Origin of the sequence: Fontibacillus phaseoli, from assembly GCF_003337355.1 — a bacterium.
Lineage (GTDB): Bacteria > Bacillota > Bacilli > Paenibacillales > Paenibacillaceae > Fontibacillus > Fontibacillus phaseoli.
The window spans coordinates 1,038,292-1,059,678 of record NZ_QPJW01000001.1 but is presented as its reverse complement, the minus strand read 5'-3'; the positions used below and the strand labels follow the sequence as shown (position 1 = coordinate 1,059,678).

General features: G+C 47.6%; 22 protein-coding genes. 8 read left to right on the top strand and 14 right to left on the bottom strand.

Annotated features, from left to right (window positions below):
- Nucleotides 1-6: 6 nt before the first annotated feature.
- Nucleotides 7-960 carry a sugar kinase gene (locus DFP94_RS05260; protein WP_114495340.1) on the bottom strand — a complete coding sequence of 318 codons (954 nt, stop codon included), beginning with the start codon at nt 958-960 and terminating at the stop codon, nt 7-9.
- A 262-nt stretch (nt 961-1,222) separates the two neighbouring features.
- Here DFP94_RS05260 and DFP94_RS05255 point away from each other — a divergent pair, with 262 nt between their 5' ends.
- Nucleotides 1,223-1,912 carry a FadR/GntR family transcriptional regulator gene (locus DFP94_RS05255; RefSeq protein ID WP_114495339.1) on the top strand — a complete coding sequence of 230 codons (690 nt, stop codon included), beginning with the start codon at nt 1,223-1,225 and terminating at the stop codon, nt 1,910-1,912.
- 901 nt (nt 1,913-2,813) lie between these two features.
- Nucleotides 2,814-3,149: an antibiotic biosynthesis monooxygenase family protein gene (locus DFP94_RS05250; RefSeq protein WP_114495338.1), complete on the top strand. Its 336-nt coding sequence runs from the start codon at nt 2,814-2,816 to the stop codon at nt 3,147-3,149.
- A 71-nt stretch (nt 3,150-3,220) separates the two neighbouring features.
- Here DFP94_RS05250 and DFP94_RS05245 read toward each other — a convergent pair whose 3' ends face one another.
- The 8 genes from DFP94_RS05245 to DFP94_RS05210 all read right to left on the bottom strand — a co-directional run bounded on the left by DFP94_RS05245 (nt 3,221) and on the right by DFP94_RS05210 (nt 12,597).
- Nucleotides 3,221-4,468 (bottom strand): MFS transporter, encoded by a 1,248-nt coding sequence (locus DFP94_RS05245; RefSeq protein WP_245954489.1) that lies wholly within the window; start codon nt 4,466-4,468, stop codon nt 3,221-3,223.
- 68 nt (nt 4,469-4,536) lie between these two features.
- Nucleotides 4,537-6,144 carry an alkaline phosphatase family protein gene (locus DFP94_RS05240; protein WP_114495337.1) on the bottom strand — a complete coding sequence of 536 codons (1,608 nt, stop codon included), beginning with the start codon at nt 6,142-6,144 and terminating at the stop codon, nt 4,537-4,539.
- A 110-nt stretch (nt 6,145-6,254) separates the two neighbouring features.
- Complete coding sequence (locus DFP94_RS05235; protein WP_114495336.1) at nt 6,255-7,358, bottom strand: ABC transporter permease; 1,104 nt, start codon at nt 7,356-7,358, stop codon at nt 6,255-6,257.
- On the bottom strand, nt 7,358-8,632 hold the full coding sequence (locus DFP94_RS05230; RefSeq protein WP_114495335.1) for an ABC transporter permease: 1,275 nt from the start codon (nt 8,630-8,632) through the stop codon (nt 7,358-7,360). Before DFP94_RS05230 ends, DFP94_RS05235 begins: the two co-directional genes overlap by 1 nt.
- Nucleotides 8,633-8,643: 11 nt before the next feature.
- A complete protein-coding gene (locus DFP94_RS05225) occupies nt 8,644-9,576 on the bottom strand; it encodes an ABC transporter ATP-binding protein (protein WP_114495334.1) in 933 nt (310 codons plus the stop codon).
- 152 nt (nt 9,577-9,728) lie between these two features.
- Nucleotides 9,729-10,367: a response regulator gene (locus DFP94_RS05220; RefSeq protein ID WP_114495333.1), complete on the bottom strand. Its 639-nt coding sequence runs from the start codon at nt 10,365-10,367 to the stop codon at nt 9,729-9,731.
- Nucleotides 10,364-11,515: a sensor histidine kinase gene (locus DFP94_RS05215; protein ID WP_114495332.1), complete on the bottom strand. Its 1,152-nt coding sequence runs from the start codon at nt 11,513-11,515 to the stop codon at nt 10,364-10,366. The genes DFP94_RS05220 and DFP94_RS05215 overlap by 4 nt, the downstream gene beginning before the upstream one ends.
- Before the next feature lie 17 nt (nt 11,516-11,532).
- Nucleotides 11,533-12,597, bottom strand: coding sequence for an ArsR/SmtB family transcription factor (locus tag DFP94_RS05210; RefSeq protein ID WP_114495331.1), 1,065 nt, complete (start codon nt 12,595-12,597; stop codon nt 11,533-11,535).
- A gap of 181 nt (nt 12,598-12,778) precedes the next feature.
- On the opposite strand from DFP94_RS05210, the gene DFP94_RS05205 reads away from it, so the two are divergent.
- Both DFP94_RS05205 and DFP94_RS05200 read left to right on the top strand, forming a co-directional pair.
- Nucleotides 12,779-13,561, top strand: coding sequence for a hypothetical protein (locus DFP94_RS05205; RefSeq protein WP_114495330.1), 783 nt, complete (start codon nt 12,779-12,781; stop codon nt 13,559-13,561).
- Nucleotides 13,562-13,612: 51 nt separating this feature from the next.
- Nucleotides 13,613-13,987 carry a PfkB family carbohydrate kinase gene (locus tag DFP94_RS05200; RefSeq protein WP_114495329.1) on the top strand — a complete coding sequence of 125 codons (375 nt, stop codon included), beginning with the start codon at nt 13,613-13,615 and terminating at the stop codon, nt 13,985-13,987.
- 86 nt (nt 13,988-14,073) lie between these two features.
- On the opposite strand, the gene splB is transcribed toward DFP94_RS05200, so the two are convergent.
- A complete protein-coding gene (splB, locus tag DFP94_RS05195) occupies nt 14,074-15,102 on the bottom strand; it encodes a spore photoproduct lyase (RefSeq protein ID WP_114495328.1) in 1,029 nt (342 codons plus the stop codon).
- Nucleotides 15,099-15,362, bottom strand: a complete 264-nt coding sequence (locus tag DFP94_RS05190; protein WP_114495327.1) for a transcriptional regulator SplA domain-containing protein — start codon at nt 15,360-15,362, stop codon at nt 15,099-15,101. The genes splB and DFP94_RS05190 overlap by 4 nt, the downstream gene beginning before the upstream one ends.
- Nucleotides 15,363-15,580: 218 nt before the next feature.
- Between DFP94_RS05190 and DFP94_RS05185 the strand changes: the two genes are divergently transcribed.
- The 3 genes from DFP94_RS05185 to DFP94_RS05175 all read left to right on the top strand — a co-directional run bounded on the left by DFP94_RS05185 (nt 15,581) and on the right by DFP94_RS05175 (nt 17,309).
- A complete protein-coding gene (locus DFP94_RS05185) occupies nt 15,581-15,778 on the top strand; it encodes a helix-turn-helix transcriptional regulator (protein ID WP_114495326.1) in 198 nt (65 codons plus the stop codon).
- A gap of 2 nt (nt 15,779-15,780) precedes the next feature.
- Nucleotides 15,781-16,197, top strand: a complete 417-nt coding sequence (locus DFP94_RS05180; protein ID WP_114495325.1) for a hypothetical protein — start codon at nt 15,781-15,783, stop codon at nt 16,195-16,197.
- Between the two features lie 167 nt (nt 16,198-16,364).
- Nucleotides 16,365-17,309 (top strand): serine hydrolase domain-containing protein, encoded by a 945-nt coding sequence (locus DFP94_RS05175; protein WP_114495324.1) that lies wholly within the window; start codon nt 16,365-16,367, stop codon nt 17,307-17,309.
- Here the strand turns inward: DFP94_RS05175 and DFP94_RS05170 are convergent.
- Together DFP94_RS05170 and DFP94_RS05165 are read right to left on the bottom strand one after the other, a co-directional pair.
- Nucleotides 17,292-18,182 (bottom strand): MerR family transcriptional regulator, encoded by an 891-nt coding sequence (locus DFP94_RS05170; protein WP_114495323.1) that lies wholly within the window; start codon nt 18,180-18,182, stop codon nt 17,292-17,294. The two genes, DFP94_RS05175 and DFP94_RS05170, sit on opposite strands and share 18 nt — an antisense overlap.
- Before the next feature lie 206 nt (nt 18,183-18,388).
- The gene (locus DFP94_RS05165; protein WP_114495788.1) at nt 18,389-19,075 is read right to left on the bottom strand and encodes an MOSC domain-containing protein; all 687 of its coding nucleotides are present in this window, start codon (nt 19,073-19,075) and stop codon (nt 18,389-18,391) included.
- Nucleotides 19,076-19,222: 147 nt separating this feature from the next.
- Here DFP94_RS05165 and DFP94_RS05160 point away from each other — a divergent pair, with 147 nt between their 5' ends.
- Nucleotides 19,223-20,413 carry an oxalate decarboxylase family bicupin gene (locus DFP94_RS05160; RefSeq protein WP_114495322.1) on the top strand — a complete coding sequence of 397 codons (1,191 nt, stop codon included), beginning with the start codon at nt 19,223-19,225 and terminating at the stop codon, nt 20,411-20,413.
- 95 nt (nt 20,414-20,508) lie between these two features.
- On the opposite strand, the gene DFP94_RS05155 is transcribed toward DFP94_RS05160, so the two are convergent.
- The gene (locus DFP94_RS05155) at nt 20,509-21,324 is read right to left on the bottom strand and encodes a DUF2935 domain-containing protein (protein WP_114495321.1); all 816 of its coding nucleotides are present in this window, start codon (nt 21,322-21,324) and stop codon (nt 20,509-20,511) included.
- Between the last annotated feature and the right edge of the window lie 63 nt (nt 21,325-21,387).

Sequence of the window (21,387 nt, the reverse complement as noted above, 5' to 3'; positions counted from 1 at the left end):
CACCCCTTAGCGTTGAACATTTTGATAGCCAGTTTGTCCGGACAGCATCTCTTGAAGCTCTTCTTCATTGGGAAGGCCTTCGGTATCCCCTTGAACCCCTACGACGATAGCTCCGACTGCATTCGCTCTTGTAACGGCGTTTGCCAAAGTATCCTGACGCAGCAGCCCGCTAATAAATCCGGCGGCGAACCCGTCGCCCGCACCTACGGGATCGATCTCCTGGACGGAAATGGACGGCACATGTCCTCTCTCCGTCAAAGATTGATAATAGGCGCCATCTTTGCCCAGTTTGACGATAACCGCTTTCGAACCCAGCTTAAGAAAAAATTCGGCTATATCCTTCGGTCTCGGCCGGCCTGTCAGGAACTCGCCTTCATCCAATCCGGGAAGAATGTAATCGGCTTTGGCCGCCAGTTCCAGCAGTCTGGACTTCGCCTTGTCGCGGTCCCAGAGTTTCCACCTGATATTGGGATCGAACACAATGCATACTTGATTTCGCTTTGCCGCATCCATCGCATGCATCGTAAGTTCAAAACAACTTTCGCTCAAAGCCGGAGTAATCCCGGTAACATGCAGGATTTTTGCCTGGGCAAGATAAGACTCATCCAGATCCTCTTTGGACATCAAACTGGCCGCGGACTGATGTCGATAATAATAAACCTGAGTCTTTCCGCCGGACCTGCGCTCTTTGAAGAATACGCCCGTCGGGGCAGCGTCTGTATATGTACAACGCGAAGTATCCACGCCTTGGCCCCGAATGCTCTGCAAGATATAGCGGCCAAAGGCATCCTGCCCCAGCTTACTGAACCAACCTGCGGAATGACCTAATCTTGTCAACCCGATCGCTACATTCGATTCGGCTCCAGCCATCTGTTTATGAAACTGGTGAACATACTCCAACGGCAATTCCTGGTCACCGCTAAACAGGACCATCGATTCGCCAAAAGTTACAACCTCCATCCGAAGTTCCTCCTTGGTATCATCGATTGATGGGATGCTTAAGAATCACAAAATAGATCGTATCTATATATAATCTTGAATAGTATTTATATATAAGAACTGATCATTTTTGCATAATTAAGCTTGAAAGTATAAAAATTGACTAATAAACACAAAATAGATAGTATGTTTATGTTGGTATCATAGTATCTTTAATTGGGGTTGTCAATATGCCGTTTTGTTAGCAGAGAACGGTACGGCTATGATAGAATGAGGAGTATATATGAACTTACAGGGGACGCCGACGATGAAGAAAAATACGTTTACAACGACGATAGATTTGCTGAAAAAGAAAATCGTAGACGGAGAATGGCCCGCCGGTTCGAGGATTCCCACCCTCCAGCAGATTTCCAAGGAGTTGGAGGTCAGCGTTACTACCGTCAGAGAGGCCTTGAGGGCACTTGAAAGTCAGGGGAATGTAAGCATTGAACATGGTCGGGGCATGTATGTCCGAAATGATCCGTTATTGTTGGAGGATCCTACCGCTAATCTGAAAGAGCTCGGAGATATATCACTCGTCAAACTGCTGGAAGCCCGATTATTGATCGAGCCGGAACTGGCTGCGTTGAGTGCCGAACGGGCTGCGCATGCCGAGGCTAAACAGCTTCGTGAACTGGCGGACGCAATGGTTCTTCAGATGGAAGACGGAGGCCCGTTCCTGGATACGGATTTGGCTTTTCATCGGCTCATTGCCGAGTCGGCCCAGCATCCCGTCTTGCTGCGGATGATGGAATCGATCTATCCCTTACTTACTGAAGGACGCAAGCAAACGAATACCTTGCCTCATATGCGAACCAAGGCTTCCAACTACCACATCCTGATCGCCATCGCGATCGAAGAGCGGCATCCGGAGCAGGCTAGGCAATTGATGCACTATCACATTAATGACATGCTTCAAGCTTTAACAAAATAATTGCAGCCAAAACGCGTAAATCCCTGCTAGCCTTCGCTACCAGGGATTTACGTATTGATATTGATATTGCTATTCAATTCAATCCATTCCTCCATCAACAATCCATATCCATGACATGGCTATTGTTCGTCATTTTCATCTTTCCCTTTGTACTCCACCTTGGAGTAATGATCCATGTCCTGCATACAGGGGTGAATTCCCGCGTACACGATCTTCACGAGCCGCGTTTTCACGGAGCCTACTCTTCTTGTGAACCATCGTATTTGTACGCTTCGCTAACCTTTTGCATTGGAATCGCCTCCTTCTTGGCAAGCTAGTTCCTTGCGTTGAATGGCATTTCCTTGTTCCTGGTTGTCTTTGGGTTCCCACACACCCACGGTCTGCGAAAAAGACGTTGTCACATCCGCCTTCCTTTAATTTGCAGCCGATTCCGGTATGCTTCGCTTACCTAGATCATCGGGATTCTCTCCTCTCTTAAATCAATCACTTAATTTAAGGTTTGAGCGTATCGCCAATGGCTACCGATCGATTACGGTTCCTTTGGTGATATTTATATATTACCCCACATTATTAAAATTTGAAACTTTCGCAATATGCATTTTTCCGACTATTACTTCGTTATATCTTTTTTTCTTCTCCGCCATATCTCCCTTGTGTTTGAAGAAATGGAGTTTACCCGCTCCAATGATTACTGTGAACGGGAATTTCCGCTATAACGCATTACTGGTCTCCAAACCGTGACCGGCGTGTTTCTGCCGGGCAGCCAGTTCGATTTAAGTGGTTTCAGTTTCAAGAGCCGGAAAATAAATAAAAAAATGAAATAGTTGATAAATCTTTGATTCTTCTATTATATTTATTATTATTTAGCGATTCGAAGATGACCCGAAAAGGAGACCCTGCAATGGATCAAACACCACACACAAGCGGAAACGGATCAATGTATGCCGTCATATTTTCAAGCCAAAGAACTGAAGGAGACCACGGATACGGGGCCATGGCCGATAAAATGGAACAACTGGCCTCCAAGCAGCCTGGTTTCGTCGGCGTGGAAAGCGTCAGGGAATCTTCGGGAGCGGGGATTACCGTCTCTTATTGGGAAAGCCTTGAAGCGATACAAAACTGGAAGAAAAACGAGGCACACTTAATTGCCCAAGAAAAAGGCAAGCAGGACTGGTACCAACACTACAAAGTCCGTATCTGCAAAGTCGAAAGAGAATATGCTTCCGATCAAGCCTAACATAAAGAAGGCTGTCGAGACTTTCTCGACAGCCTGGCTCCCACATATGATGTGGGAGTTTCTATTTTTTATTATGCGGACTCATTCACCACGGACTTCCCCGCTTCAAGCAATAACTTGTTCCGACCCAAGAAAATAGCCAGTACTCCCATGAACAGCCCCGTCCCGATCAGCAGCCATTCAATTTGGATGATATCCGCGATCGGACCGAATATAAGCATCCCGATCGGCATCATCGAAGTCGATATCATTCCGAATACCCCAAAAATTCTTCCCAGATAGCTTTCTTCCACTTTCTCCTGAATTAATACCATGGTCGGGGTATTGAATATAGGCATCGCCACTCCGAAAATCGCCATGAAAACCAGGTAGGCCCAAAAGACCGGGACGATGCCAAGCGCCAAGGTACAAGCTCCCATAAGCAAACTTGCAATCGTCATGGTGTGGACTTTATTGGTAAAGCCTCCCCATGAAGCGATAATCGCGCCCCCTGCCATCATGCCAATCGAAAAAGCAATTTCAATCGCGGTCAAACGCCAGACATCATCCCCGAAAGTACGCGTAACCTGCAACGGCGTTAAAAAGGCGGCCGGTGCCATCAATACAAAGAAGACGGCGAAGAACAGAAAAAAGGTCTTTAAAAAATCATGATTTTTAATGTAAATTATACCCTCTTTAAAATCGGTGAAATAGCTCGTCGACTGCTTTTCAGTTGCTTTCTTATGCACCGGAATTTTAAAGAACAGGAGCAGCGTCAGGATCGCCAGCGCCGCAGTAATTACGTCGATAAAGAAGATGACCTCAATGGATGACAGCGTTAGCAACGCCGCGCTAACCATCGGAGCCACGAACATCATAATCGCTTGCAGCGTGCCGTTGATCCCGTTGACCCGGGTCAGTTGCTCACTTGGAACAATTTGAGGCAATATCGAACCGACAGCCGGGGTCTGAATCCCGGTGCCTAGGGCACGGACGGCCGCCATGACAAAAAGAAGCCAGGTTGCTTTATACCCCGATAAGAAAACGATAGCGAGAATCAGCGTGGCCGTTGCTATGAGCCCGTCGGATAAAATAATGAGCTTCTTCCGGTTGTACCGGTCCGCCCACACTCCCGCGAACGGAGACAAAATAAAGGTGGGGATAAATCCGCAAATGATAAACAAGGTCATCATTACGCCGGACCCGGTAGTAAGCGTCACATACCACATGATCGCGTATTGAACCAAGGCCGAACCGAATAGTGAAATAGTCTGGCTGCTTAAAAACAAAATAATATTTTTCTTCCAATGACTCATATCATGTGTCTCGGTTGAGTCCATCACGGTCACGTCCTTTCTTTCGGCATTTGAAATAGCAAGAATCAAAATTAGAGATCCCCATGCTCACCTTACTCATTATACTGAATTTTTTTCGTAAGCAAATCAAGAAAGTAAGCTTTTAGATCCACAATTCTTAAAAATTGAGGCTTTTGATCGCTTCCGTAGATAATTAAAGGCACGAGGGATTCGGCACTGCGAATGGAACCGTGCCCTCCCCCGCCCTTATGACTCGGTGAGCTTTTGTCCGACAATTCGTACCCCGGTTTGGCGGTAACCACCAAAAAACGGCCTGTTTGGGAATTCATTGCGCTCGACAATCTCTTAAGCACGTCGGGATACTCCCCGTAAATCAAAGTATGGTTGGTATCGTTCGCCTCCACATCCAATACCTTTAAGTCCCCTTCCAATGTCCACGTTTGTTTATATGGATCAGTCAATGTACCGCCAGCTTTGTATCTAAGCTGCTTGGAGGCCGATCCTTGAACGGCATAGACCCACCCTTGATCTTGCCAGGCGATAAAATCGATCCGGGAATCTTGATGCAATAGCGTTACCGCCTCTTCCAGCGAAGCTTTCTCATGGATCGCATATACATAAGCCATCGTCTCATTCACAGCGAGCGTGAACTCCTTATCCTTCGTGGCGGTTTCACCGGGGCTTAATACCCGGACATCTCCCAGGATGGATGGCAGATCGATTTCCGGATTTTGATTCGCGGGGAGGATTTGCGTCATCCCGCTGTCCCCCATGATGACTAGAATAACTTCTTGTAAAGCTTGATCCGGCGAGCCGAACGTTTGCAGCAAGGAGTGAAGCTGGTCGTCCAGCGCCTTTACGCCCTTCAATGAAGAAGGACCGTTCTTATGCAGTTCCTGATCCAGATCGGGCAAATAGACATATAAAAAATCCGGCAGCTTTCCGTCCTTAATCAAATATTTTAATGCCTTCATGGAATAATCATTGTTGATCCCCATTCTATTACCCAGTCCGGTCGGCATATCGATGAACCCTTCAAACGGATTGGATAGCGTACCCAAGGCCAACAGGTCCGGTCCTTTTACGTGAATTTGCTTAGGCAGAGACGAGGGGCCGTGAATCCACCCGGGAACGGATAGCGTATGATTCGCTGAGCCCCGGTAAATCAAACCATTGATTGAACCGGACTTCAGCCCGCTCCTGGCTAAGTCCTCATAAATCGTAGACACTTTGGGGTTTAAATGGGTGCTGTTCAAATGAATGACCGCATCGGCCAACACGGGATCAATCCCTTGCTGCAGCACTTCGAGCGGTCCGGTACCGTAATTGACGGTTTTTCGGTCAGTCCCGGAATACCAGGTCAAACCCGGAATGCGATGACCGTCAGGGTATCGTCCGGTTATCAGGGTGCTATCGATCGAAACGGACATCGTCGGAAACGAGCTGACTAGATCTTTATAATATTGTCCGTGCTCAATCAGGTACCTAAAGGTTGGAAGTTCATTTTGCCGCATTCCATAATCGATAGTCTGAGACATCAATGAGTCGGCCACCAGTAAAATCACTTTCTTGTTATGTTCCCTGTTCACGGATTTGATCCGTATCAAATCTTCTTCCTTCGGTTTGGCATGCTGACAACCGGCAACCAGGGTCCAGAGGAGAATCAGGGAAAGCACTCGTAACCATCTCAATTTCCACATGAAAGTTCACCTGTTTTTAGGTACATTTTGTCACGGAAACCTCGATGTCATTCAACAAATGTCAGAAAAATAATCCCGACCGTTTTCAGATCAGGATTAATTAGGTATCTTTATCTTCGGCGCCGTTCCATCAAGTTAATGCCGACGCCCATGCAAATCACGCCGATAATGCATAGCTTGGCGATCGAGAGAAAAACTTCCTGCCACCCGGCATCGTAGATTGCGACGGCTACAAGCGCATCCAAGGCGTGTTTTAGCGGGAAGATTTCCGATATGCCGAGCAGAAACTTATTCGTAATCGTTCCCGGCGGCATGTATGCTCCGCTTAGCAGCGGCATGACCGGAATGGCGGAAGGGAAGACCATATTGAATTGTTCCGGTGTCTTTAAAATGCCTGTCAGCAGCATGGACATGGCAACGATGCTCAAGGTGTAGATACCCGCGATCAGTATCAGCATCCCGAAACGAAAGCCAAGATCCAAACCGAATACGAAGTTGAATAAAACAAATACGGCTGAAATTTGAAGGAAACCTACTAAAGAGCTGTACATAAGATGTCCCGTATACATTTCGAATTTGCTTACCGGAGAAAGAATGATCCGGCTCCATATCCCCGCTACTTTTTCCATTGAAATGGAGTTGATTTTGTAGCCGACCGTAAACATGGCAAGAAACAGGGAGAACGTAAACAACAATTGCAGGCTCATATTATACTCGATCAATTCATCTCCCTCCGAGGTCCGCAGATTCAACACTAACGGGGGATCTCCTTGGTATTGAGCCATCTCTCTTCGAAACGTTCCGACGTCGTCCGCAAATTTCTCTGCCGCCCTCAGCCTCAGTTCCTCCACAAATACGGAATGAACGTGACGCTCAACAAGCTGTACATTCGGATTATCGATGGCGGCGATGATCCGGTAGTCGTTCTCCATCAATTGCACCGCCGCGTCGGTACGGCCCTCGCGCACCTCCGAACGCGCCTGATCTTCATCCTGTATCACAAACTTTATCGTTTCGCCTTTATTCAAAAGATGCAGCCATGCTTCCGCCTGCCTTGTCTCCATTCCGGGTGCCTTAAAGACGCTTATTTTCATCTGGCTGTCGATACCGAATCCGAACAGCAGGGTTGCAAGGATGCTAAGCCCGCAAAAGCTAAGAATCAATAACGGCGAACGCTTATCCTTCATCCATTGGGCCAGAAATATCGGATTCATTAAATGCGCCCCCTTCTAGGAAAACTCCAGGTCGCTATGGCTATGATCACTAGCGAAAACACGCCCAGTTTTAACATGGATGCGGTCAAGGAATTCATATTTTCGATTTGAAGCCACTCCAGCAGGGCGACGAGCGTCAATCCGTTCGGCGTCCACTCCCCGGCGATTTGCAACCATTCCGGAAGCACATAAACCGGTACAAAACTGCCTCCGATCGTGCCGGCGATAAGGACGGTTATAAAAGTTACGGCATTCGCAACGGAGTCTTCCAGTCGAAAAACCAGCGTGGTAAATAACGAAGCTAATGATCCCATACAGAAGGACAAGACAATCAGGACCACGGTTACTCCGATCCAGAATTGAAGCGACCGGCCATGGAAAATACCGAAGAAGCCATGAGATGCCAGTAATACGAAGACGAGTTGCAACAGGGACAGGCAAAACGTCGAACCCATCTTGCCCGACAAATAATTCAACGGATGCGAACCGGTAAGAAGAATACGTTCAAAGACACGCTCTCTTTTCTCTCCGGTTGCTTTGGAAGCTATCGTCACCGAAATCATCAGCGCGAAGACGATGCTGATCGCCAGCGCATAATATTGAAAGGAAGTCACCATTTCTACGCCAGGCAATATCTCGCGCCCGCCTATTCCGCTGTAATCTTCAAGTATAACTGCTGCCGCCTCTGCATCGACATCCGGCATATGGCTTACGGCGATCTGATAATTCATCGTCCGCAAAACGCCATCGAGTATCCCGGCCATGACATCAACACGCATGGAAGCCTTTTCGGCGGTGATAATCAGTTCCGCTCCCTCGCCGTCATTCAAGATCATTTTGCTTAACGCTGCCTCGGTGAATCCTGCCGGTATGGTAAGAAAGGCCTCGATCTTTTTGTCTTTCAATTGGCGGACTGCTTCATTGGGCTCCAGCTCTTCCAAATGAACAATTTCCTTTACGGAATCCTCTTGAAGCACATTCAAGAGTTGTCTAACCGGAGATTGTTGTTCCATTTGCTCAGCCCGCGCCGTAATCATTTCGTCAGACATTGAAAGCGAGGCGAGGTGATCCCGCAGAGTTTCCAGACCCGCTTCTTCATCATCCAGTTTCACCAGGCCTACCTTCATTTCCAAAGTCTTGGCCGGGTTCTCCACCCAACCGGGTAATGCGAAACCGAGTACCGTAATGAGAACCATAGGCATCAAGAGGGCAATGATAATCTCTTTTCGATCCCTCCAATAAACCAGGAAATCCTTTTTGAAAAATGGAATCAAGCGGCTCCCTCCTAATCTCTCAATGTCCGTCCGGTCAGATGCAAAAATACATCTTCCAGGCTAGGCGTTTGAACATGGATATTGATGAGCTGCACTTGATGTCGCTCGGCCGCCTGAACGACTGCGGATAAGAATTGATTCTGTTTGGCGACGATGAGCTTCAGGCCATTCTCCGTTTCCTCGACTTGACGTACCGGCGAGAGGTTCCTCAGTTCATTTGCCAACTCATGGCTTTGCTTATCCAGTTGGAGCAGCAACGTATCCTCACTGGACAAAATCCGCCGCAGTTCATCCGTGGTTCCGGAAGCAATGATTCGCCCGTGGTCCATGATGTATACGCGGCTGCACAATTGCTCGACTTCTTCCATATAGTGGCTCGTATAAAGTACGGTCGTCCCCTTCTCGCGATTTAATTGCCTGACGGTTTCAAGGATATGGCTGCGAGACTGCGGATCGATCCCGACGGTCGGCTCATCCATAATCACGATTTTGGGATCATGCAGCAGCGCGGCAGCAATATTAATGCGTCTTTTCATGCCGCCCGAATATGACTTAATGAGTTCCTTCTGCCGGTCCTTGAGGCCGACCATCTCCAGCACTTCCTGAATCTTCACTTCCAGTTCCTTGCCCTTCAAGCGGTAAATACGCCCGAAGAATTTCAAATTTTCATACGCGCTTAACGCTTCATATAGAGCAATTTCTTGCGGAACAACGCCAAGCACCTGACGGATCAGCTGCGGCTTGGAAACGATGCTTGCCCCGTTCAGCCTTACATCCCCCGAATTCGGCGTTAACAAAGAAGAAATCATGGAAATTGTCGTTGATTTGCCGGCTCCGTTCGGTCCAAGCAACCCGACCGATTCCCCTTCATCCAGGTAAAGGCTTACGTTATCAACTGCGGTTTTTCCTTTGAATACCTTACGTAATTCGACCGCTTCAAGCATATGTTCTACCTCCCAAATAGGACTCAACCCGTTTGCTATCGCCAGTATACATGGAAAAAGACAGTGCACACACTGTCCTCCGTCATTACATTCTTATCTCCCCATGACTCCAGTCACGGGTGCTTCCGAAAACTGGAATCCGGTTTCCATGCTTAAACGACATTATGGCGAATCGCATATATCGCCATCTGCGTGCGGTCCCGCAAATCCAACTTTTCCATCATTTGACTCATATGATTTTTCACGGTTCCGACCGACAAGCCCAGTTCCTCGGAAATTTCCCGATTGCTGCGGCCCTCCCCTACAAGTTTCAATATATCCAGCTCGCGAGGTGTGATGGACGAATCCACGGTTTTTTCGGCTTCCTCGTTTCCGTGCAGCAAACGAGGAATCACCTTGGCGGCAACATCGTCCTGCAATGACAATCCCCCCGATAGACAGCTGCGAATAGAACGTATTAGCGCATCCGGTTCCGCGTCCTTTAGGAGGTATCCGCTGGCCCCGCCTTTCAAAGCTTCTAACGCATATTCATCATCGTTAAACGTCGTCAGTATAAGCACTTTGCGCTCCGGCCAGCGCTTCCGGATCAGGCGTCCGGCTTCCAGGCCATTCATCACCGGCATTTGAATATCTAAGATAACCAGATCGAACAGATGCCGCTCGTTCAGTTCAACCGCTTCTTTTCCGTTAGCGGCTTCGCTCGTTACGCGCAGCTCGTCATCACTCTCTATCATCATTTTTAATCCTTGGCGGACCATGGCTTGATCCTCGGCAAGTAAAATTCTAATCATCCGGTTGTCTCCTCATAACTTGATGGTATGATCAATGGTATCGTGCCGCGCACGGTAAACCGGTCGCGATTATCAAGGATCTCCAGCCGGCCCTTGAGATTTTCAATCCGTTCCCGCATGGAAGAAAGCCCGAAGCCTTCCCGGAAATTCCCCTGGACAACGCCCGGATTTGAAATCTCGAACCGGAACACGCTGCCCCCCGGAGCTTCAAACATGACATCGGCCTCCCTGGACTTGCTATGCTTCATAATATTCGTCAGCGCTTCCTGTACGGCACGATATACCGCGATGGATTGGTCGTTATTAAGCGGAGCGGATAATGCCCCGTGGTTCACCGAAAAATGGACCTTGATCACGCTCTCCGCCTCGAGTTTCCGGATCAGCCTCATAATGGCCGAAAGGCCGCCCGGCTCATTGTCTTTTAACGCTTTAACCGCACTACGCGTCTCGTACAGGCTTTCCTGCGCCAATTTCTTCAACTTAATTATCTGGTCTTCGGAATCCGCATCTCGTTGCATGCGGAAAACTTCCAACTGCATCATCAAAGCCGTCAGTTTATGTCCGACGGAATCGTGAATATCACGGCCTACCTGGGCCCGTTCCTCCCGGCGGGCCAGCTCTTCATCGCTCGCCATCCTTCTTTTCAATTTCCGGTATTCTCCTAACAACGCTTCATTCCGTGCTTCCGCGGCTGTAGCCCTTTGCGAGACGTTGCGAAACACGGCAAACCCAATCGCAAGCAAAACCGCAAATAAACCTATGTATGCAGGCGGCAGGGAAGGATAGCCCATAGCATATGGAGCCAAAGCGTCAACCGCACAAATCAAACCCAAGATCGAAGCGTGGACCGGCGGCAGCCTGTACGCCGCTTTCCCCGCGAGTACGGACAATATGAGGAGGGTGTATGGATTAAAGTTATCCTCCTTACCAGGCCATAAGACGAAGACGGCAAGGAGAGAAGCGAGCGTCAGATTTAAGCTTAACAGGGCCGGTTTCTGCCGCAAAAGCGGCGATATGAAAAACGCTCCAAAAAATAAGGCACTGCCCAAAATGCTCCAAGGCACCATGGAACTCTCCGGCGATAATTGCAGGAGTGCACAAAGCCAAATCGCAAATAACAAGATCAACCATATCCAGAACGTGCGCATAGGTTTCGTCTCCCGGTTCAAGATTGCTGTAATGATCTAATAAAATCTTCCAGCGGCTTCAGCAGCTTGGAACGGTCGAGGGAATAATAGAACCGGTTATCCGTTCTCGTAAAATTGACCACGCCGATTTGCTGCAAAAAGCCGATATGATAAGAAACCGTCGGAGGCGAAATATCCAGGGCTTCGGCTAATTCCTGGCCAAACCAGGGGCGTTCGGACAACAGGCGAATAATCCCGATCCTTTTCACGTCCGATAATACTTTAAAAAACTGGGCCTGTTTTTCTGCCGCAACGGACTCATTAAACAATAGGTCCGAATATATCCCCAGAACAAACCAATCCGCGATATCCTCCCGATACGAAGAATAAGCATGGCAGCTTACGTATTTGAAGAAACTTAAATGCAGCACGTAACCTCCCGGAGAGTCCTCCAAGCTGTCCAAGTTCAAATACTGCTTAATGAACATTTCGGGCATTTCCTCCAGCAGGAGTTGGTAACGCGGTTTTTCGGCTTCGATAATCTTCCTGATCTCGGACTCGAATGGAGCAAATCCCACATTATAAAACCGGCTCAATAACAAGATAAAACGCTGCTTGACCTCCTCCGGATTTTCCACCGCCTCGAGTATACGGTCCCTTCTTGTTTCGTCCTGAACAGTCGTATCGCCGATCAGATTCAATAAGCCGGGCTTATTTCCCTTAAGCGCAATGTAATCAGGAGATCCCTTGGCGGGCAAGGTGTTTTTGCATACACACTCTATCATTTTGAAGACAAATTCATCACTATTTTCCTGTTGAAGCAGTTCTATGATATCCGTCACCTTGTTTGAAGAGACATGAAAGATTATGTATTTATACAAGACAAATCCCAATCCGCTCGCATCAAAAAAATAGATCAATTCTTGCTGGATGTATTGCGACAGCGGCTTCTTCATTTCTTGAAGCATACCGGTAATCTTATCGTTAGGCTCCAGATCAAAATCCCGGATCAACTCCAAAAAACCTTTATCCGTACCCAAGGCAAACAGGCAATTCAGAAACTCCATCGGGTGATTGATGAGGATCTTCATTTTGGGTTTCATACTTTTTATCCCCCTCGATTCTTCGGGCTGAACATCTTGAATTTGATAACCATCTAACTAATCTTACCCGATTTTAAAAGATCAAGTCAACGAATTATAATTCCATCGAATGTATATTGATTTTATATTTATCTAATGTATAATCTAGTTACATAATTTTCGAATTTTTCGGAGGTGTATTATGAATCGACCTGAGCAACTTTTGGAACGGCTCGACTCCATCGGACAAAGCCTGAGTAAACATGAACATGCCTTGCTTTTGCTGGGTGTAGGTTCGGTAGGAACGGAGCTGGAACGGTTGGACTCCTACTCAGATCTTGATTTCTTTGTCTTCACAGAACAGGGTTATAGTACCGGATTTATTGAAAATTTGGATTGGTTGAACAGTGTCTGTCCTCTCTCCTACCACTTCCGCAATACGGAGGATGGCTGTAAAATTATGTTTGATGACGGCATATACGGGGAATTCGCCGTTTTTGACGAGAACAAAATGACTGAGGTTCCTTGCAACGGAGGTAGGATCATTTGGAGTAAACCCGGCTATAAGCATGCGATTCCTTCCTTGGACCAGCGGGTTTCTGTTGACCGTCCGGTTACGGCCGATTTTGCCCTGAACGAAGCTATAACCAACATTTACGTCGGCCTTTGCAGATTTGCCCGAGGAGAAAAGCTATCCGCTAAAACATTTATTGAAACTTACGCCATGAATCAACTCCTATCCGTCTTGCATTTGTATTTGAAAGAACAGCCCTCCAGGATTGATTCCTATAATAACGACCGGAGAATCGAGCAACGTTATCCCGATTTTGCTATGCATTTTGATCCAATGCTTCAGGGATATGATCGGGTTCCCCAGTCGGCGATCGCTATTTTTTCATACATCGAGCGTATTTTTCCTGTAAACGAGAAAATGTCCCGTGAAATTAAAGATCTAGCCATTCGGCTTGGAGCAACCCTATCCTGAGGAGGAACCCAGCATGATTATGATGGCAGTAACAGCTATCACGAAGATTATATGGAAGCCGCAAATTATTTATTTATGAGTTCGGACAGCATGGAGAATTACAAAAGCGTCATGGAAGCTTTACATCGCAAGGGGAAGAAACTGATTGTTTGTACTCACGGCAAAAAAGGGGCGACCTGCCTGAGCGAAGATGGAGTGTGGATCGAACGCGGCGTGATTGAAAATTACGAATATAAAGATGCCAACGGAGCCGGAGACAGTTTTTTTGCAGGATTCCTGTATGGTTATTTGCATAACAAGCCTATCGAGAAATGCTTGGATTTGGCCACCATTTGTGCCGGGCTCTGCATTACCTCCGAACAATTGGCCTTTCCGGAATTAACTGAGGAACTGATCTGGCAGGAGAATAAGAAATATTTCGAATAAACCTTTTCAGACCGCAAAACCAACAGAGTCGGGCGCCTGCCATATGCATTCGTGTCCGACTCCGCTTTAATCCCTGCAACTAATTTTCAAGTGAAATACTCAAGCTTCGCCTTAGGGAAAAATTTCTCCATATAGGAATAGAGATGGCTTTTCAAATCTTCTTCCTCATCCTTTTGGTAAATGTATTTACCGATCCCGTATTTCCCCCATTTATATCTTCTCTTCTGTTCGTCAAGCTCCAGTTTGGTTAGCGGATAGTTTTTTTCAATAACCCGCTTAGCGGGTTTGGTGAACCGGTGCTGAATGAATTCGAACGTAATGTCGTCCCGCGCATCGGCCGGCAACTCGGCATCCAGCCGTTCAAACATATGATGATACCCTTCTTCCCAACCTTCATGCAGGTAGATCGGGGCCACGATAAATCCGAGCGGATATCCGGCTCTCGCAACTTTCCCCGCCGCTTCTATTCTTTTGTCCAACGGGGATGTGCCGGGCTCAAAGTTTTTGATCACGTAATCCGCGTTGACGCTAAACCGGAATCGCGTTTTCCCTTGATGCTTGGCGTCCAGCAGGTGGTCCACGTGATGAAACTTCGTTACGAACCTTAACTTCCCAAATTCCGATTGCCCAAAATGCTCGATCGCCCGTTTCAGCGTGTGCGTGAGATGATCGATGCCGACAATATCCGAGGTGCAGGACGCCTCGAATCTGGTGAATTCCGGGGCGCGTTCCTCCATGTATTTGTCTGCGGCCTCCAGAATCTCTTCCACATTGACATAGGTTCGAATATAAGGCTTGCTCCCCATCGTCGTTTGCAAATAGCAGTAATGGCAATGGCCCATGCACCCTGTCGCAAAAGGAATGGCGTACTCCGCCGAAGGCTTGGACGTATCGAATTTGAGCGTTTTTCTGATGCCGACGACCAGCGTGGATTTGGCTACCCGGTATCTCTGAAAGTCATTATCGCCAGGCAGGTTTCTTACCTGATTATGAGAAGTCGTGTAACGGATTTCAACGTCCATTTTTTCAAACTTATTCAGCAATTCCTTCCCTAGCGGGTATTCCAAAGCGTCCGGTTCAAAATAGACAAGCTTAGGTGTGAAGGGGTTGTTCATTGAAACGTTCCCTCGGAAATGCCGCCGAAATAATGCTGATAGGCTTGCTCCGCCTCTCCTGCCGTTGCGTAAACAGCCATCTCGCTTGATAAAGGATAGTAGGTCTCATACAGAAACAAAGCGAGCTCACCTGGTTGTTCGGGATGATTGACGACGGCGGCCTCCTGGATATTAGTTACATCCTGAGTATGCGGATTACGGTAAAACACATAGACGATATCGCCGGCCTTGTAGGTCCCGTATTCGTGATTTGAATTCATGCCTTCATCCTCTTTTCTATGATGGTCCTAGTTAAGCCTATTAATATAAAATATTTCCTGCCACTCGACATTTTATTTTTCCTGGTTATGGAAGTGGGTGTTTATTTCAATTTCATTTTCGAAATTTCAATAATGGAAAGTTTACTTGACATTCAGAACGATTATGCTATCTTTTATGTAAAGTTAACTTTCCATTTCTAATTGAAAGGAGTGCACTGGTGAAAAACCGATTAGAACAACTCCGAAAGCAGCGGGGAATTAAGCAGGAAGAGCTTGCCGCCATTTTAGAGGTCTCCAGACAAACGATTGGATCGCTGGAGAACGGACGATACAATCCTTCGATTGTACTGGCCTTCAAACTAGCCCGGTTCTTCGAAACGACGATCGAGGATATTTTTATTTTCGAGGAGGAATAGACGTGTTAAAGAAAAGCTCACTTTATGTCAGTACGTTAATTTTAGGAATGATTCTGATAGGTGTCAGTTTCTTGTTTCCGGGCGAGCATTTAAGAGCATTATCCGGAATCATGATCGGAATAGGTGGAGGCTTGGCAGGATTGAGTGTTTCTAATTTGATCATGAAATATTATGAACGAAAGCATCCGGAAACGGCGAAGCAAAAAACCATCGAATACAAAGATGAGCGGAACACCTTCATCCGTTATCGGGCGAAAGCAAAAGCTGCAGACATCAATCAGTGGTTCATTATAGCGATCGCCCTGATGTTGATCATTATCGACGCCCCTCTTTGGTCCACGTTGGCCGTTGTATTCGTCTATTTGCTGTATCATCTTATTAGCACATGGTTTACGATCAGATATCAGAATGAAATGTAGAGTTTAAAGCTAGAACCGATTATATATAAAAAAGCCTGCAACCAACTCCCAATCGGGTATGGCTTACAGGCTTTATTCATCATTCAAACGGTAGGTTTGCGTGATCGCGCAATTTCAGTTTTAATAGTACATAGCTCACGGCAGATCTTCATTAAAGGAAGGATACTATGGACTTGTCTACACTGGCTGCTGAATTAGCGCCCTTAAATTTAAGAAGCTGTTTAATAAGCCGTCAAGGCGAGATGATCTTTGAGCATTACAGAGATCGACACGCGGCATTAGAGATTGCGAAAACCAATTCATGCACCAAAAGCATCCTGTCGGCGCTTCTCTGCATCGCCATGGATCGCAAGCTGCTACCACAGACTGACACCACGATCGGCGCCTTCTTTCCGCAGGTTGCCACGAACCGCAATCCCCGTGTCCGGGACATTACGCTGTGGCATCTCCTGACGATGACCGCCGGCTTCGACTGGACCGAATTTGGGGGACAAAACTCTTTTCCGCGGATGACCCGGTCACCCGATTGGGTGGAGTTCGTGCTGGAACAACCGTTCCGTGATTCTCCTGGAATCAAAATGGAGTATAACTCCGGGATCTCGCAATTGTTATCCGCCATCCTGGTACAAGCCGCCGGTATGCCGGTTGCGCGGTTTGCCGAGCTCAATCTGTTCGGACCGCTAGGCATCGAATCCTATAAATGGGAGAGAGATCCCCAAGGCATTCATACCGGGGGCTTCGGCTTATGGCTCCGCCCTTCTGACATGCTCAAGTTCGGACAGCTTTTCCTGCACCAGGGAACCTGGGAGAACGAACAGCTCATCTCCAGGGATCTGGCCTTGCAATCGGTACAACCCGCTATTTCTGTAGATGCGCCCCGCCGGGGATTCTATGCCTGGCATTGGTGGGCTGATTCTTACGGCGGAAAACGCGATCATTCTCCGGCGTCGTCTTTCGATTATTTTTATGCGCGAGGGTTTGGAGGACAGTTTATTCACGTCATTCCAGCGCTTGAAACCGTCGTGGTATTAACCGATGATAAAGCAAAAAAAGCACAGTTCCCCGGCGATGTGTTCCGTCAGTTCATTGCGCCTTTACTTCTCCGGTTCTGAAGTAATCCCTGGAAACTTTTGCAGAAAATATTCATTGGCCTTGTTCAGGGATTCCGTATATTCGCGATAGGACGGACTTAATATTACCATATTCGGAATAAACACCTCATAGTAACCTTGAGCCTGCTGAAACTGAACCAACTGTTGTTGAAAAAGGTATGCGGGTGATTGTTTGAATGGTTCGGATTGGCGGAAACGAAGATATTCCGAGATTTCGTGTTTATGGTCTTCAAGGTAATCCTCTATGTTTTCCAGCTTAACGTTTACGGCGGATTGCATGTCTTCTATTTCCGAAGGCGTCATGTTATCGAATGGGTCAAGCCATCCCCGGATTTCCGCAGGGAAGTGCAGTTCCGGCAAATGATCCAGGAAGGTCACGATATGAGTATAAGCCTCCTTTTGTTCCCGGGTCTTGGCGGGCTGATCCAAAAAACGTCCAAAATGGATGGATAAATATAATCCGTAATAGCCCGGGAATGCATTTCGCAATCTCTCCTTAATCGAGAGCAATTCTTCCTCTTCATCTCCCTGATTCCGGCTGCTGGCAGCTATATGCACATAAGCGTAGTCCTCGATTAGCCTTTCTATTCCCGCAAGCCTGCTTGCCCTGACTTGCAAGTCTGCTTTCGTTTGTTGTCGGCATTTTTCCAATACGGCTTTTTTATCCTTACTTTCCATGATGTCGGCGATATCCGCAACGCCGATTCCCAAGCTGCGAAGAACGGCAATTTCCTGCAGTGCCTTGACCTCTTTCTCCGAATAGATCCGGTACCCGTTTTCCGCCGTTTCCGGAGTGATCAACCCCTGTTTTTCATAATACTCCACCGCTTTGCGGGTTAAGCGGCAAACCTCGCAAACTTCCTTGATCTGCATCCCTATCACCTCCGACTCATCTTAAACTATCCCCCAAGGGGCTAGTCAAATGATTTTTGTTCATCACCAGATCGTTGCCTTAGTGAACCCCCACGACCCTTCTTACAGCATTTTTAACAGATATATCGAACAGGAAATCATCCTAAAATAGAGCAAGGAGGCTAAATCTAGCCTCCTTGCTTCTTTTCCCGTTCCGTTTCCGGTCCCTATTCCAAATTCCCGGTCAATCTCTCCGCCGTACTTTTTTCATGGCCTTCGAGCCGTTTAAGAAATGTGATTCTCCAGCTCTCCGACAGTTCCTCCACTTCAAGAATCCTTCTAATGTCGTCGAGGCTGTCTTTTTCACGGTGCATGATATGATTGGCAAAGGACACCGTAATCTCTTTAGGATGGCGTGATATTAAGGTCAGTCCTTCGGATCGGGAGACCCTTCCTTCTTGCAGCACCCGGAAATAATAGCCGGTGAATCCGGTCTCCTGAACTTTCAGCGGCATGTCGGGCGCGCCATATCTGGCTGACAATTTATAGCAAGGCTGCCGCGGCTGGCTCACCTGAACGACGGCTTCGCCAAGTTGATAAATATCGCCGATGCACAGCTCGTTCTCCAGCAAGCCTCTGGTCGTTAAATTTTCCCCAAAGGCCCCGAACTCCAATTCCGAACCCAGTTCACCCTCCCAAAACGAGTAATGTTCATACGGGTAAACGCAAACGGCCTTATCCCTTCCGCCATGATGCACCAGATCCGCCTGTCCGTCACCCTCGAGATTTACCCAGGATAAAAATAGAGCAACTTGTCCGGGCTGCTTGTATATTCCGGAAAGGACTTCCTTTTTTTGATAGGGTATCATTTGGGGTTTGCCCGTATTCAGCGATACGATTTCAACCTTTTTCATGAATATTGCACCTCGAATCTCATTTATCTTTTCTTCCATCATAAAATATCAATTCCATTTATGCACCTAAAATTCTAACCGTATATAATGCCTCAGTTTCACATAAATTGGATAATGCGATAATCTGAAAGAGAGGAAGATCGATGGATGAATAATCTTTCCTGGAAAAAGGTGAAAGTCCCTCAGCCGATCAGGTCTGACGGGGCGGGAGCTGAGGATAAAGGGCCGCGGGATATTTTGCGAGACTTGGAAAATCCGGATCTACTGATTCCCCCCATTACGGATAACGGGCTTATACCTAATATGCGGTTTTCGTTTTCCGACGCCCATATGCAACTGAATCACGGGGGATGGTCCAGAGAAGTAACCGTCAGGGAGCTGCCTATCGCCACGACACTGGCCGGAGTAAACATGTGCTTGACGCCGGGCGGGGTACGAGAGCTTCATTGGCATCAGCAGGCTGAATGGTCATACATGATCTGGGGCAGCGCGAGAATTACCGCCGTGAATCAAAACGGAAAGAATTTTATCGCGGACATAGAGGCTGGCGATCTCTGGTACTTTCCCCCGGGCATTCCACATTCGATCCAGGGGCTGGAGGAAGGCTGCGAATTTTTGCTTGTATTTGACGACGGGAGCTTCTCGGACTTAAATACGTTGTCCATCTCCGATTGGTTCTCCCATACACCGAAGGAGGTCTTGTCCGCCAACTTCGGCGTTCCGGAATCCTCCTTTGCATCTATTCCAAACGATCAGGTCTACATTTATCAGGATACGGTTCCCGGCTCCATTGAAAGTCAGTCCGTTTCCTCTCCGTACGGAGTCATCCCCCTGTCCTTTAAGCATAAGCTTCTGGCGCAGCAGCCGATCATTACTTCCGGAGGCAGCGTCCGACTCGTGGATTCCTCCAATTTCCCGATCTCCAAAACGATTGCCGCCGCTCTTGTAGAGATCAAGCCTGGCGGAATGAGGGAAATGCACTGGCATCCCAATAACGATGAGTGGCAATACTACCTTACCGGTCAAGGACGAATGACCGTGTTCGGCGGAAACGGCGCCGCCCGTACCTTTGATTACCGGGCCGGTGACGTCGGTTATGTTCCGTTCGCGTTCGGCCACTATATTCAAAATACGGGCAGCGAGTCGCTCTGGTTCCTTGAAATGTTCAAAAGCGACCGTTTTGCCGATGTTTCCCTCAATCAATGGATGGCTCTTACGCCTGCGCAGTTGGTCGAAACCAACTTGAATGTCGAGCCCGAGTTCATCGGTGAACTGCATAAAGTCAAACAGCCGGTCGTCAAATTTCCACCGTATAGTTATATGGATGAGCAGGAGTGAAATCTTCCGGGGAGGTCCACCTCTCTCCCCTTCTCACCCAAAAAGAAGATGAACCGACACCGGTTCATCTTCTTTCATGTAAATCGGCAACTGTATCAATGCAAAATTTCTCTTTTGTTAACTTTATGACCGGATAAGGACCGGTCAAACATGTCGAGAATGAACAGGAACCGTTCTGCCTCACGGAATACATGGTCGGCCAATAGCGGATGAATGATGCTTTTAATTCGGCATTCCTCAATCAAATCGCGCGCCGTCTTTTTGAAATCCCGTAACGATTCAACCGAGACCTTGTTCTCGTCGACAAACTGGCTGAGCAAAGGCACGGTTTGCGATTGCGGCCGCATGGAACTTAGATCGATCGCCTGGAATACCAGCTTATCGAAATCGTGACTGAACTCGCGCGCCTGTTCCACTAGCTTACGTTCCGACGGATCCAGCAAATGTCCTATGAATTTGGCATGGTCGGCCATAATTCTTAGGAAGAAAACATTTTCATCAATGATCGCATCCGGCAACGGCTCAAGCGTTCCCGAATTCAGCTCCCCCAACCGGTTACGGAAATAATTCGCTTCCCTGCTGATATGATCCACCAAAAGGGGGAAATTCGTCGCTCCCGGCAATTTGCACTGTAAAATAAGGCCGAGCACCATTCGCTTAAACGCCCATATGTTCGTCGCCGCATTCTGAACCTCGAGGTTAAACTGTCGAATCGTGGCCGGATCGGTCTCCACCGTGTAATCGTACGATCTTCGCTCGATATCTTCAAAAACCCCTTGAAAATACTTCGCTTCCTTGATTAGCTGAGTATCTTCAGCCCTAAACCCTAAACCGAGAAAAAGCGCATGCTCTTTCATGATTCTAGACCAAAACCGGATCTCGTCTAACGAACGGGTAACGAATGCGTCCAAACCTATCCCTCCTGATCATGGAAAAGTACCTAATTAGTCATATGGGAAATATTTTGTCCATAT